Origin of the sequence: Conexibacter sp. CPCC 206217 (assembly GCF_030646165.1) — a bacterium.
In the GTDB taxonomy this organism is placed as follows: domain Bacteria; phylum Actinomycetota; class Thermoleophilia; order Solirubrobacterales; family Solirubrobacteraceae; genus Conexibacter.
Genome location: NZ_JAUTDO010000006.1, coordinates 202,275 through 216,012 on the forward strand (window position 1 = coordinate 202,275; position 13,738 = coordinate 216,012).

Annotated in this window: 12 protein-coding genes; 10 read left to right on the top strand and 2 right to left on the bottom strand. The window is 72.6% G+C overall.

Annotated elements, in window-relative coordinates:
* Window positions 1-3 precede the first annotated feature (3 nt).
* The 10 genes from Q7L65_RS17935 to Q7L65_RS17980 all read left to right on the top strand — a co-directional run bounded on the left by Q7L65_RS17935 (window position 4) and on the right by Q7L65_RS17980 (window position 10,837).
* Window positions 4-690: a TetR/AcrR family transcriptional regulator gene (locus Q7L65_RS17935; protein WP_304723166.1), complete on the top strand. Its 687-nt coding sequence runs from the start codon at window positions 4-6 to the stop codon at window positions 688-690.
* Window positions 691-1,119, top strand: a complete 429-nt coding sequence (locus Q7L65_RS17940; RefSeq protein WP_304723167.1) for a hypothetical protein — start codon at window positions 691-693, stop codon at window positions 1,117-1,119. It begins immediately after the preceding gene.
* A gap of 418 nt (window positions 1,120-1,537) precedes the next feature.
* On the top strand, window positions 1,538-2,704 hold the full coding sequence (locus Q7L65_RS17945; RefSeq protein ID WP_304723169.1) for a hypothetical protein: 1,167 nt from the start codon (window positions 1,538-1,540) through the stop codon (window positions 2,702-2,704).
* Between the two features lie 154 nt (window positions 2,705-2,858).
* Window positions 2,859-3,518, top strand: coding sequence for a hypothetical protein (locus Q7L65_RS17950; RefSeq protein ID WP_304723171.1), 660 nt, complete (start codon window positions 2,859-2,861; stop codon window positions 3,516-3,518).
* A gap of 153 nt (window positions 3,519-3,671) precedes the next feature.
* A complete protein-coding gene (locus Q7L65_RS17955; RefSeq protein ID WP_304723172.1) occupies window positions 3,672-5,816 on the top strand; it encodes an NEW3 domain-containing protein in 2,145 nt (714 codons plus the stop codon).
* Between the two features lie 135 nt (window positions 5,817-5,951).
* Entirely contained in the window at window positions 5,952-6,470 is a 519-nt protein-coding gene (locus Q7L65_RS17960) for a DUF4395 domain-containing protein (protein WP_304723174.1), read from the top strand.
* Window positions 6,467-9,190 (top strand): prenyltransferase/squalene oxidase repeat-containing protein, encoded by a 2,724-nt coding sequence (locus tag Q7L65_RS17965; protein WP_304723176.1) that lies wholly within the window; start codon window positions 6,467-6,469, stop codon window positions 9,188-9,190. The genes Q7L65_RS17960 and Q7L65_RS17965 overlap by 4 nt, the downstream gene beginning before the upstream one ends.
* Window positions 9,142-9,861 carry a hypothetical protein gene (locus Q7L65_RS17970; RefSeq protein WP_304723177.1) on the top strand — a complete coding sequence of 240 codons (720 nt, stop codon included), beginning with the start codon at window positions 9,142-9,144 and terminating at the stop codon, window positions 9,859-9,861. The genes Q7L65_RS17965 and Q7L65_RS17970 overlap by 49 nt, the downstream gene beginning before the upstream one ends.
* Window positions 9,858-10,535, top strand: a complete 678-nt coding sequence (locus Q7L65_RS17975; RefSeq protein ID WP_304723179.1) for a MotA/TolQ/ExbB proton channel family protein — start codon at window positions 9,858-9,860, stop codon at window positions 10,533-10,535. The genes Q7L65_RS17970 and Q7L65_RS17975 overlap by 4 nt, the downstream gene beginning before the upstream one ends.
* Window positions 10,532-10,837 carry a DUF2149 domain-containing protein gene (locus Q7L65_RS17980; RefSeq protein WP_304723180.1) on the top strand — a complete coding sequence of 102 codons (306 nt, stop codon included), beginning with the start codon at window positions 10,532-10,534 and terminating at the stop codon, window positions 10,835-10,837. Before Q7L65_RS17975 ends, Q7L65_RS17980 begins: the two co-directional genes overlap by 4 nt.
* A 68-nt stretch (window positions 10,838-10,905) precedes the next feature.
* On the opposite strand, the gene Q7L65_RS17985 is transcribed toward Q7L65_RS17980, so the two are convergent.
* A complete protein-coding gene (locus Q7L65_RS17985; protein WP_304723182.1) occupies window positions 10,906-12,318 on the bottom strand; it encodes a rhodanese-like domain-containing protein in 1,413 nt (470 codons plus the stop codon).
* 77 nt (window positions 12,319-12,395) lie between these two features.
* Entirely contained in the window at window positions 12,396-13,700 is a 1,305-nt protein-coding gene (locus Q7L65_RS17990) for a sulfatase (protein ID WP_304723184.1), read from the bottom strand.
* Window positions 13,701-13,738 lie beyond the last annotated feature (38 nt).

Sequence of the window (13,738 nt, forward strand, 5' to 3'; positions counted from 1 at the left end):
CGCGTGCCCGAGAAGGTGCCCAACGCCGGCATGCCGGGGCGCAAGCGCAGGTCGACGGCGCCGCACGAGCAGCAGCTGCCGTCCGGCCGTCACGGGCTTGCACCCAGGTTCGTGACCGCGAACCAGCGCGATCGGATCGTCGACGCGCTCGTCGACGTCGTCTTCTCGCTCGGATACCAGGCCGCCTCCGTCGAGCGCGTCTCGGCGCGCGCGGGCGTCTCGCGCCGCACCTTCTACGAGCAGTTCGAGGGCAGGGAGGACGTCTTCCTGCGCGCCTGCGACGAGGCGGGGGCGAGGCTGTTCGCGCAGGTCGATGCGCGGCGCGCGAGCGGGACGAGCGCCTCCGAGCAACTGCACGCGGGGTTGGAGGCGCTGCTCGACGGGCTCGCGTCCGAGCCGCGCGTGGCGCACCTGTGCGTCGTTGCGGTGCTGTCCGCGGGGCCGCAGGCGATCGAGCATCGCGACACGCAGATGCGCGCGTTCGCGGGGCTGCTCGACGAGATCGCGCGCGAGCACGACGGCGCGCCGCTGCCGCCGCTGACGGCCGAGGGGATCGTCGGCGCCGTCTACGACGTGGTCTACAAGCGGATCGCGGCGGGCCAGGCGAGCGAGCTGCCCGATCTGCTCGACGACCTGCACGGCTTCTGCATGATGCTGTTCCGCCACGCGTCCGATCCCCGTCCCGAGTAGATGCGCCGCGATCCGACACCGGACCCCGCAGCGCTCGCCGACTATCAGCGCGTGCTCGACCGCGTCTACGAGCGCAGCCGGGGGCTGATCGCGGACGCTCCGACGTGGCAGGCCGGGCTGTACCGCTCGGTGCTCGCGTGCTACACGGAGATGCGCTCGAACCCGAACGCGCTGCAGTTGCACTTCGTCGCGACGATGCGCGACTCGCGCGTGCTGCAGACGCGCGTGCGCCATCGCGATCGCCTGCTCGCGCTGATGGCGCGCACCCGTGACGACGCGCCCGACTCGCTCCACGGCGAGTTCCTGCTGAACATGATCCACGCGTCGATGCGCGCGCAGATCAAGGCCGGCGCGACGCCGCCGGACCTCGACGCCGCGGAGCAGACCTTCGCGACGATCCTCTGGCGCGCCGCGCCGATCACCCGCTGAGCTGAGCGGCCCCGCAGGCCCGGCGGCCGGCGCGGCCCCGCGCCGCCGTGCCCGGCCGTTCTCGAGCGCCGCAGGGGATGCTCGAATTCTAATCTTGACTAATCCGGTCGAGAATGAGAGATTGTTTTTCGAGCCGAGCGGCTGGCACGCGCAGCGGGGTGGGACGAGTCGCCCATCGACGCCGACGCAGTGCCGGCCCCGGCTCTGCCGCCGCATCTACAGGGGGTCGTTCGCCGTGCGCAGCAGCAGGGGTCGTCGCAGTGTCGGTCGTGGTCGCTCGGGTGAAAACCCGATAAATCCGGTAGACAAGGTGGTATTGTTTTTCGAACCTGCGAGGCGCTGCTCGACGGCTGGTCGTGAGCCGGACGGACGGGGCGCCTGGCACGCAGTTCATCCACTTTCGTCAGGAGCATCACCCGTGTCGAGACGTCTGTCCCTCGTCGTGCCGGCGGGGCGGAGCGCGGTCACCGCGCTCTTCCTCGCCTTCGTAGCCCTCGTCGCGACCGCCTTCGCGGCCCCGTCGGCGCACGCCGCCGTCAAGCGTGCCGCGAAGCCGGTAGCCGCAAAGGTCACGCTGACGCAGCTGAAGGTCGCTGGGCAGAGGGTGACGATCCGCGGCGCCGTCACGCTGCCGAGCAACACCGCGAGACAGCGCAGACGCACGAAGGTCGCGTTCACGCTGAAGGACGGGAAGGGCAAGACGGAACGGTTCGCCGCCGGCATCGACGCCAAGCGCGCCTTCAAGCTCACGCGTGCGACAAAGCTCACCGGCAGGCTCTCGCTCGCCGTCCGCGCGACGATCGGCGGCAAGAACTCCGGCAGAGCGACCACCCGCGCGCTCACGGTGAGAGTCGTGACGAGAAGAACGACGACGCCGGGGCCCGGCGGGGGCGCAAGCACCCCGACGCCGGGCGGCGGCACCCCCACGCCCGACGGCGGGGGGAGCACGCCGACGCCGCCGGCTCCGACGCAGGGGACGCCGCTCGTGGGGCTGTTCCGGCTCGACGAGGGCAGACAGGCGATCAGCGGAAGACTCACCGGCACCTGGTTCAGCATGGGGATCGTGAACGCGGACTCGACCGCGCTGGACAAGAGCTACACGCTGCTGCGGCCGGGCACCGACGGAGGCCTGCGAACCGACGTCTACCAGGTGCCGCCGACACCGGCCTTCGCCGGCACCGACCCGGTCAGCGGCGGCCCCAGCGGAGACGCGCTCGCCAATCGGATCGTGCGGCCGCAGACGTTCTTCAGCACCGCCTTCAGCATCGTGACGGCGCCGACCGACCCGCAGCTGAGCCTGCCCGACCCGCTGCCGGGGATCGTCAACGACAACGGCACGCTCGGCGGTCAGATCACCGCGTGGTCGGCGCAGTGGAACGGGCTCTCCTTCAACCAGGGGACGCCCAAGCCCGACGGCACCCTTCCCGTCAGCCCCTCCGGCGGTCGTACGACGCCGCTGAGCGGCAGATACGACGCCGCCAGCCGGCACTTCGTGCTGACGTGGAGAAGCCTGATCGTCGGCGGCCCGTTCAGCGGCTTCCTCGGCGAATGGCACCTCGAGGGGACGTTCGAGCCGGCGGCGTGACGCCCGTCGGTGCGCGGACACCAGACAAAGCTTCGCCCCGTGGCTGTTGGAGGCCACGGGGCGAGGAGTACCCGGATGCTCGACTGCAGCGCGCATCCGAATCGTCAATCCACAGCACTAGGGGATCAACATGAGCAGTAGATCACATCGGCGCGTGTCCTTGCGGACAGCGCTCGCAGTGGGGCTCGCCGGCCTCGGCCTGACGGCCTTCACCGGCGTCGCCAACGCCGACTTCACGCTCAGCAGCGGCACGCTGAGACTGCAGGACGGCAGCACGACCGGCACGCCGCCGTCCAGCGGCTCGTGGGTCAAGCTGCCGACCGACGACGGGACGAGCTACTTCGACAACGCGGCCTCGACCGGGGCGAGCGGCGAGTACACGCCGATCAACGGCAGCAGATCGACGGGGCTGCAGCTCGGCAGAGCACAGCCTGCGGGCGGGATCTTCGGGCCGCTGACCGCGTTCGGCGCCACCAGACTGACGGCGGCCGACTTCGACGGCCTGACGGTCACCGGCTCGACGCCGAGATTCACGTTCACCGGTGACGCGGACGACGTCGTCAGACGGACGCTGACGGCCGGCGACCTCAGCGGCCTGCGGATCAGCTACCCGGGCGGCCCGTACGACGTCAGCACGACGGAGGACGGCAACCTCGTCAGATTCCCGAAGCACACCGCGGCGCTGACCGGCTCGATCACCGGCGACGCGACCGACAGAGCGACGATCACGCTCGACTGGACGAGCGACCTGACGGAGCCCGGCTTCTCCGGCTTCCGCGCGCAGTTCCACTGGGTCGGCACGTACACGCCGTGACCCAGGCGCGGTGAGCGCGCCGCGCTCGCCGCTGGCAGCACGCACCACGCACCACCACCGGCGTGGGCCGCGGGAACCCCCGTGGCCCACGCTCAGGCCGGGCCCCCTCCCGACTTCCCGTATTCCGCCACCGACCAAGGAACTCCCCCCAAGATGTCCCTGACTTCCCCGCGCCCAGGATCCGCTTCCTCGCCCGGCTCGCCTCACCGCGCGCACCGCCGTCGCCGACTGCTCGGAGCGGGCGGCACCGTCGCCCTCGCCAGTGCGCTCGCGCTGCTCGCGGTCCCTGCCGCGCAGGCGGAGACGCTGCCCGTGACCGGCTGGGGCGACGCCGCGGCGGTCGGTCTCGGCACCACGGGATTGCCATCGCCGGTCGCGCCGACGCCGATCCCCGAGGCGTCGGCGGCGACCGCCGCCGCGATCGGGCCGCTCGCGTCGTTCGTGCTGACGCCGGGCGGCGTGCTCGCTGCCGGCGGGGGCTGGCTGGGGCTTCCCGGCGCGGGGACCGGCCTTCCCTTCACGTCGCTTCCCGGCACGGCGGGCGCGACCGCGGTCTCGACCGGCACCGACGCGACGCTGATCCTGCGGGCCGACCGCACGCTGCTCGGCTTCGGACTCAACGCATTCGGCGCCAGCGGCGGCACCGTCGGCAGCTCGACGGAGACGCCGACGCCGATCGCCGGCGTCGCCGACGTGACCGCCGTCGCGGCCGGCGGCAACTTCTCGCTCGCGCTCGAGGCCGACGGCAGCGTCTGGGCGTGGGGCGACAACGTCGCGCTCGGCAGCACCGCGGCGGTGGCGGGCGATGACACCGGCACGCCGCAGCGGGTCGCGCTGCCGGCCGGCGGGAGAGCGACGGCGATCGCCGCCGGGCGACAGCACGGCCTGGCGCTGCTGAGCGACGGCAGCGTGTGGGGATGGGGCGCCAACGCGCGGGGGCAGGTCGGCAACGGGACCAGAGTCGCCGTCGGCGACCCGCTGCGGGTGATCGCCCCGCCGGCCGGGAACGCCAAGCGCGTGACGGCGCTCAGTGCCGGGGCGCGCTCGAGCTACGCGCTCTACGACGACGGCACGTTCGCCGCGTGGGGCTATGACAGCTACGGCCAGCTCGGCCTCGGCGACGGCACGGGCGACGACCTCGTGCCGACCGAGCCGCTGCCCGCGGTGACGGCCGCCCACCCCGACCGCTACCCGAGACTGACGCAGATCAGCGCGGCGGAGAACACGACGTACGCGATCGCCGCGGCCGGCGGCGGCGGGATCGCGGGCCGCGTGCTCGCGTGGGGCGACGGAGGCACCGGCCAGCTCGGCTCCGGTACCGCCGCGCCCGACTACGACTTCGCGCTCCCCTACGACGGCAGCCCGGGCGTCGCCGATCAGGTCGGGACGGAGATCCCGCAGCGCGTCGGCCGTCTGAAGGGCGTGCCGTGGCTCGGTGTCGGATCCAGCGGCAGCGTCCAGATCGCTCCGACGCAGACGACGCTGCGCTCCCCGCAGAACGACAGCCTGCCGTTCTTCACGCACGCGGTCGGGACGGCCAGCCCGCTCGGAAGAGCGCAGTTCCTCAGCATCGGGGACTCGACGACCGTCACGCGGATCCGCATCACGGGACCCGACGCCGGCGACTTCGAGCTGGCCGGGTTCAACAACAGCGGCAGCTTCTCCGACGCCCAGGCACTGCCGATCACGGTCACCGCTGCGACGGGGAGACCGACGGGGACCGACAACCTGTTCGTCTTCGTGCGCTTCTTCCCGTCGGAGCCGGGCGAGCGGTTCGCGACGCTCGTGCTGAGCGGCGACGGCGAGACGGCGACGCTGCCGCTGTCGGGCTTCGGCGTCGAGTTGCCCGGCAACACGCCCGGCGAGAAGGGGGACAAGGGCGAGGGCGGAGCGCCCGGTGCGGCCGGCCCCGCGGGTCCGACCGGTCCCGCCGGCCCGGCAGGCGCGACCGGCCCCAGAGGCACCGCCGGCAGAAACGGCGTCGTGACGTTTGCGGCGAAGGTGACGACGGTGAAGGCGAGACGCGGCAAGACGGCCTCGCTGCGCTTCACCGTGAAGAACGCGACGAGCGGAAGGCTCGCGAAGTCGTCTGCGACGTTCAGCGCGCCGAAGAGCCTGCGATCCAAGCACGGCAAGGCTGTCACGGTGAAGGCGCTGGCGGCTGGCAGGACACGAACCGTGACGGTACCGGTGAAGGTCGGTGCGAACGCGACGTTCGGCCGCCACCGCGTCACGGTCAAGCTCAAGCTCGGCTCCAAGACGCTCGAGCGCACGGTGACGGTGCGGGTGGTGCGCTAGATCGATCTGCTCAGGGGGTGCGGTCCGATGGGGAGGACCGTGGGCGGGGCGGCGGCGTCCGTCAGCGGATGGACGCCGCCGCAGACCTTAAACCCGACAAAGCCGGTAGACAAGCGTGTATTGTTTTTCGAACCCATGACTGCTTCTGAGCTGTTCTCGTTTCCGAATCCCGTCAACGAGGTCGCCGCGCGCGTGGTCGCCGGCGGCGTCGTGCTGCTCGGGGTGCTCACGATCGTGCTGCAACAGCCGTGGCTCTCGGTCGTGATCGCGGTCGGCTTCCTGCTGCGGGTGCTGGCGGGGCCGAAGCTGAGTCCGCTCGGCCTGCTCGCGACGCGCGTGATCGTGCCGCGGCTGCCGTTCAGAGCGAAGCTCGTGCCCGGTCCGCCGAAGCGGTTCGCGCAGACGATCGGGCTGACGTTCTCGACCGCCGCCGCGCTGCTGTTCTTCGCGTTCGGGCTCGACACGGCGGCGTACGTCGTGCTCGGCGCGCTCGTCGTCGCGGCGTCGCTGGAGTCGTTCGCGGGGTTCTGCCTCGGCTGCCAGGCGTTCGCGCTGCTGATCCGCGCCGGGGTGATCCCGGAGGAGGTCTGCGAGCGCTGCAACGACATCTGGGGCGCGCGCAAGGCTTCGGCTCCGGCGCCGCCGGTGTCGTGACACGGCGGGAGCAACGTCGGCCGGCGTCCTCGCGGACCCGTGCCGGCGTCGCGCTGCTCGCGTTGCTGGCGGCGACGCTGCTCGTCGGCCCGCTCGTCGCGCGCGCCTGCGCCGCTGGCAACGCCTCGCGCGCGGTCGGCTTCATCGAGGAGGCGCAGAACAGAGACGGCGGCTTCGGCGCGCAGAAGGGCGGCGCGTCGGATCCGCTCGCGACGCTGTGGGCGTCGGCCGCGCTGCTGGCGGCCGGCAAGAACCCGCGCGACGAGTTCCTCAAGAACGGCCGCAGCGCGGAGGACTACCTCGTCGCGCACGCCGCCTCCTACTCGTCGCTGGAGCAGCTCGGGCTGCTCGCGCTCGTGCAGAACGCGAGCAGACTCGGGGCCAGCGCGTTCGGGCGGCCGCTCGACAGGCTGCGACCGCGGCTCAGCGAGAGCGCCGTCAGAGCCGACCCGCGCGGCGTCGCGTTCGCCATCCTCGGGCTGCTGTCGGCCGACAACGGACAGGCGCGCGCCACAGCGCGCAGCGCCGCGCAGTCGCTGCTGGCGAGCACCACCTCCGACGGCGCGTGGGGACCGGACGGCAACGCCGACTCGGCCTCGACCGCGCTCGTGCTGCAGGCGCTCGCCGCGACCGGCGTCGCCAACCGCGACACGCCGCAGGTCACGAGCGGCTTCGCCTACCTGCGCAACGCCCAGGTCAACGACGGCGCGATCGCGGAGTCGACGCGCGTCGACAAGGCCAGCGCGGGCGGTTCGGTCGCCGCGACCGCCTACACGATCCAGGCGCTGAACGCCTTCGGCCTCGGCAGCATCCGCACCTCCACCGGCAAGACCGAGCGCCAGGGTCTGACGCAGTACCAGCAGCAGTCCAGCGGCGGGCTCACCTCCAAGGGCGGCATCTACAGCCAGGTCGCGCCGTCGGTCGTCGAGACCTCGCAGGCGTTTCCCGCCTTCAACGGCGTCTCGTTGCAGCTGCCGGTCGTGCGCAGCACGAGCGGCGGTCCCGACGCCGCGCGCAAGCGCGCGGACGCGAAGAAGCGCGCGGCCGACAGAGCCAAGCACGACAACTCGCAGAAGCGCGAGAGCACCGGCACGTCGTCGGATGGTGCGAGCAGCGGGACGAGCAGCGACGCGTCCAGCGACACGAGCGCGGCCGACGATCCGGGCGCGTTCGAGAGAGCGACCGCGGGCGGCAACGACGACGAGGACGCGGCGCACGGCAGATCCGGCGGCGGTGCCGCGGGGCCGGACGCCAGATCGGCGCCGGACGACGCGAAGAGATCCGCGAGCGCCGACAGAGCCGACGCGCAGAGCGGCGGCGCCGCGGACAGAGCGGGCGACAGATCGGATCCGCCCGCCGCGGCCGGCGGCGACGAGGTCAGCGGCGCGGTCGTGAGAGCGTCGTCGGGGCCGCCGTTGCAGACGAGAGCCGGCGCCGACGACTCCGGCCTCACCAACAGACAGCGCGCGACGATCGCGGTCGGCGCGCTGCTGGGCCTGCTGCTGCTCGCGGGCATCGCGACGGAGCGGCTGCGCCCGCGCCCGACCGGCGCGCGCCCGCTCTCGACCGAGGCGATCGCCGGCGTGCAGGCGGCGGCGCGGCCGGTCGTGCGCGGCGCCGCGAAGCTCGGCGGCGCGGGCGTGCGCGATCCGGCCAGCGGGCGGCGTCTGGTCGCGCGGCGGCGCTGGCCGCTGCTGCTGGTGCTCGCGCTCGGCGCGGCGCTGATCGCGCTGCCGGCGGCGACGAAGATGTTCGAGCGCGCGCCGCAGGGGGCGACGATGATCGACGCGTTCGCGCCGTACATGACGAGCGAGCGCCTCGCCAGCTTCCAGCGCGACGTGCGCGAGGTCGACGAGTACGCCGACGAGGCGCTGACGAAGGCGCCGCAGATCTTCGTTCCCGGCGTCTCCGATCCGCAGCAGCGCCAGCAGCAGTTCCTCACCAGATCGCCGCAGGTCGCGCTCTTCTCGCAGCAGTGGCCGGACGTGCACAGGACGTTCACGAGACTGCTCGGCACGATCCAGGGCAACAAGGCGAACTACGACGCGGTCGCCGCGCTGCCGCCGTTCACCTTGTTCCCGTGGTTCTTCGTCGTGCCCGGGGCGTTGTTGATCGTGCTCGCGCTCGCCGGGCTGCTGCTGGGCCGGCGCCGGCCTGCGAGCTGGATCCCGTTGCGGCGCGCGACGATCGCGCTCGGCGTCGGGCTCGTGCTGGCGCCGGTCGCCTTCCAGATGTTCACGCGCGCGCCGCAGGGCGGGCGCATGGTCGACGCGTTCAGAACGATCGAGACGCGCAGAACCGTGCAGACGGTGCAGGGTCACTTCGGCACGATCGCCGTCGGCCAGGGCGCGATCCGCACCGAGCTGGTGCCGAGACTGCAGGCCAGAGGCTGGAGCGACGCGAGACTGAGACAGCAACTGCCGGCGTCGATGCGGCTGCAGAGACGCTGGACGGCGATCCTCAACAACCTCACGCCGATGATCGGCGTGATGAGCGACAACGTCGTCAACTACCGCGCCGTCGCCGCGCTGCCCCCGTTCCCGCTGTTCCCCTGGCTGTTCGTCGTGCCGGGGCTGCTCGCGATCGCGCTGGCGCTGCTGGCCGGCCGCCGGCCGCAGCCCGCGCGCCCGTCACCGCCATCCGACCACCACGACACCAACGAGGACCTTCCATGCACCGACACAAGCTCGCAGCCGTCGCGCTTGGCCTTGCCGGTCTGACGGCGGCGCCTGCGCTCGCGCTCGCCGCGACGGCGTCGGCGGCCAGAACGCCGCTGATCGGCACCTTCCAGCTCGCGCCCGGCAGATACGTCGCCGCGAAGGGGAGAACGAAGGCGCACGTGACCGGCTCGTACTTCCGCATGACCTATCCGAACGGCGATCCGTACGTGAGAGGCCCGTTCTTCGACAACTCCGACTCGACCTCGAAGGACAAGACCTACACGCTCTTCAAGCCCGGCATCGACAAGGGCCTGCGGACCGGTTCCTACCAACCGCAGCCGACCCCGGCGTTCGCCCCCAACGGCTTCTCGCTCGCCAACCGGATCGTGCAGCCGCTGCTGTTCGCCGGGATCAAGTTCAGCCTCTCGACGGCGGACGTCGACCAGCAGAGCGGCGTCAGAGTCACGACGCTGCCGTCGATCTGGGCCGACGGCAAGAAGCTGACCGGCGACCTGCGCAGCTTCACCGCCTCGTGGAACTCGATCTACTTCAACCAGGGCGCGCCGAAGCCGAACGGCAGACTGCCCGGCAAGACGCGCGCGGTCAGCGGCACGTACGACCCGAGAACGCGCAGATACGAGATCACCTGGACGAGCCAGATCGTCGGCGGCCCGTTCAACGACTTCACGGGGCGCTGGCACTTCGAGGGCGTGTTCAGGGCAGGCAGATGAGCCTGATCCCGCTCGTGGCGGCGGCGCAGGATCCGGCCGGGCAGGCGCTCGCCGGACTGACCAGCGGGCTGCAGGGCGTCGTCCATGCCGCCGCGGTGGTGCTGCTGGCGCTGCTGGCGCTCGAGCTGGGCAAGGTCGCGACGGAGGCGTGGCGGCGCGTGCGGCCGAGCAATCCCGGCCTGCAAGAGGTCACGCGGCGGGCGCTGGAGGATCCCGCGCACGCGGCCGCGCTCGCGCGCGCGGCGCCCGGTCCGCTGGCCGAGCGGACCGTCGTCGACCTCGCGGCGGCGGCCGGCTCCGAGCGCCAGGACGCGGTCGAGAACGCGCTCGCCGACTACGAGCTGCGGATCCAGCGGCGGCTCGACCACACGCGGATGCTCGTGCGCGCCGGGCCGGCGCTCGGCCTGATGGGGACGTTGATCCCGCTCGCGCCCGGCCTCGCCGCACTCGGCGACGGCGACTTCCAGCAGCTCGCGGCCGACCTGCAGATCGCGTTCGCGGCGACCGTCGTCGGGATCCTCGTCGGGACCGGCGCGTTCGCGCTGACACTGTTCCGCACGCGCGTCTACACCGAGGACCTCGCGGCGCTGGAGCGCGCGGTCGCGCAATTCGCCCCGGCGGGCGCGCCGCCGCACCAGCGCGTGGTCGCCGCGGTGGGGGATCACTCGACATGAGCCGCGTCGGACTCGGACGGCACGGTCAGCTCGACGCCGACGGCGGCGATCCGCTCGACGGGCTCGTCAACCTCTTCGACGTCGGCCTCGTCTTGGCGATCGCGTTCCTGATCGCGGGCCTCGGGATGAGCAGAGTGCTGCCGAGAAGAGACAGAGATCCCGCGCAGGCGGGCGCGAGAACGACCGTCAGAGCACCCGACAGCAGAAGAACGGCGTCGGGGAGAGGGAGAGCCGTTGGGCAGGTCTACCAGTTGCCGGATGGCACATTGGTCCTCGTCGACCCGAACAGAAGAGCGCCCTGAACGGAGGAGCGGTCGTTTGCTGGTCTCACGGACCAGCAAACGACCGCTCCTCTGAGGCATTCCTCGCTTCAGGCGGTCGTCAGCGCCAGGCCGACGCCCGGCAGATCGGGGATCCCGCCGTCGGCGACGCGGCGGGCGTCGTGGCCCTGGGCGCGCAGCCAACTGGCCGTGAAGGCGGCGCGCGGGCCCTTCGCGCACAGCACCGCGAGCGGGCCGCTGGGCAGCGTCGCCGCCTCCGCGCGCATCCGCGGCAGCGGCAGGTGGAGCGCGTCGCGCAGATGCCCGTCGCGCCACTCGGGCACATCGCGCACGTCGACGACGGTCAGCTCGTCGACGAGGTCTGGCAGCTCGGCGACGGCGATCGGCGCGACGGTCTCCAACGGAAGTCCGAACTGCTCCACATCGCCACCCGCGATCCCCCGCACCCGCGCCAGCCCGACCGCTCGCAGCCGTCGCGCCAACTCCAGCGCGGAGGCCTCGTCGTCGGCGAGCACCGCCAGCTCGTCGGCGGGATCGAGAACCCAGGCGGCGCGCGTGCCGAGCCCGTTGCCGCGCAGCGCGAGGCTGAGCGAGCCGGGGACGTGGGCGGCGTCGAAGGCGGCGGAGTCGCGCGCGTCGATCAGCGTCACGCCGTCGGCGTACGCATCCGCGAGCGCGGCGGGGGAGAGGCGGGCGAGGGGGGCGAAGGCGGCGGCGACGCGGCGGTCGCCGGCGAAGCTGGCGGGCGCCACACGGCTCTCCTCGGCGGGCGCGCTCGGCACCGCGCGGCGGTTGCTCGCGACGACCGCCTCGACGGTCGGCGGGCGGTCGGGCAGCGATGCGATCAGCCGCGCGGTCAGCTCCTCGGGGTCGGCCGCCAGCAGCGGGTTGACGGCGCGTTCGTAGCCGAGCGTCGAGCTGGGCTTGCGCGACAGGCCCGGCCCACCGCACAGCGAGCCGCCGACGTGGCCCGGCCACAGCTCGACGCCGTCGGGCAGCTCGCCGAGGCGCGCCAGGGTCGCATGCAGCGCCGCCGCTCCCTCGCCCGGATCGACCGCGAGGTCCGGCCGCGCGAGGTCCCCGACGAGCAGCGAGTCGCCGCTCAGCAGCAGCCACGGGGCGTCGGAACGGGAGCGATCGGCGACGACCAGGACCGTGTGCTCCGGGCGGTGGCCGGGCGCGGCGAGCGCGGTCAGTCGCAGGTTGCCGACGTCGAGCGTCTGCCCGTCGCGCAGCGGCTCGCCGGCACCGTCGTCGTAGTCGCCGCCGGCCGGCAGCAGCACGCGCGCGCCGGTGCGCTGCGCCAGCTCGGCGCGGCCGGAGACGTGATCGGCGTGGACGTGGGTCTCGGCGATCAGCTCGATCTCCAGCCCCTCCTGCTCGGCCGCCGCGACGATCCGCTCGACGTCGAGCCCGGGATCGACGACGACCCCGCTGCCGCCGTCCCCGAGCAGGTAGCAGGCGCATCCGAGGTCGCGGTCGAGCAGCTGCCGGAAGATCATCACGGTCCCTTAGTCGAGTGAGAAAGTCGGGTTTCAGACTAGAACACTACGACGACGGCTTCGATGCGCACCCCGCTCTAGTCGACCGCGCCGAGGAACGGCTCCCGCGCCGACAAGCCCGCGGGGTCGTTCACGAACGCCCCCGGCGGGACCGGCACGTCGCCGTCCAGCAGCGGGTCGTCGGTCTCGAACATCCACTGGCGCAGCCGTCCGTCGAGCCGCTGCCGCACGTCGGCGAAGGCGGGGTCGTAGGCGAGGTTGCGCATCTCGCCGGGGTCAGCGAGCAGGTCGTACAGCTCGACCTCCGGGCGGGGCTGCTCGGCCCAGCCGGCGGCGACGAGCAGGTCCTTCGAGGGCGAGTCGTCGACGTTCGGCAGCACGACCTCGCGCCGCGGCCCCCAGTGGCGGATCAGCTTGTGGCGGTTGGTGCGGATCGCCCGCTGCGGGTCGTAGGCGGCGTGGAACGTCAGCTCCGCGAACAGCTCCTCGCGCACCGACGCGACCTCTCTGCGCGCGAGCGGCAGCAGCGAGCTGCCGTCGAGGTCCGGCGGCAGCGGCGCGCCGGCCAGTTCGCACAGCGTCGGGTAGACGTCGAGCTGCGAGATCAGCGCGTCGCTGACGTGGCCGCCCATGAAGCCGCCGGGACCGCGCAGGATGCAGAGCACGCCGAGGCCGCGATCGGTCAGCGTTCCCTTCGCGCCGGGGAACGGCAGGCCATGGTCGGTGCTCAGCACGACGAGCGTGTCGTCGGCGAGGTTCTGCTCGTCGAGCGTCTGCAGGATCGCGCCGACGCCCTGGTCGAACGAGCGCGCGCTGGCCTTGAACGCGGCCATGTCCGCGCGCGTCTCCGGCGTGTCTGGAAGATGCGGCGGCGGGGCACCGTAGAGGGCGTCCCGCACCGAGCTGGGCTCGAAGAACTCGCGATGCGTCTCGAAGAACCCGATCGACAGGAAGAACGGCTGCGGCGGCCGGCTGCGCAGCAGCTGCTGCGCAGCCGGCGCGATCGAGTGGACCTTCGTCGTGCCGATGTCGACGACGTGGTCGTAGCCGAGCACGCCGGGGTCCTGCGACAGGTGCTGCTCGCCTATCAGCGCCGACCAGTAGCCGGCCTCGCGCAGCGGATGGACGATGTGGCGGCCGTAGTCGTTCAGCGCCCAGCCGCGGTGGGCGAGCCCCGTCATGCCGTTGACGTGCGGGTACTGGCCGGTCAGCAGGGCGGCGCGGCTGCCGGAGCAGGTCGGCGCCGCGGCGAACGCCTGGCGCAGCAGCAGACCCTGGTCCGCGAGCCGCTGGATGTTCGGCGTCTGGACCTGGTGTCCGTAGGGCTGCACGTACCGGCCGGTGTCGTGCGAGTGGACATAGACGATGTTTGGCTGTTTCATGCTTGTTCTGGATCCCGACCGGGAAAGTGTAGATGCCG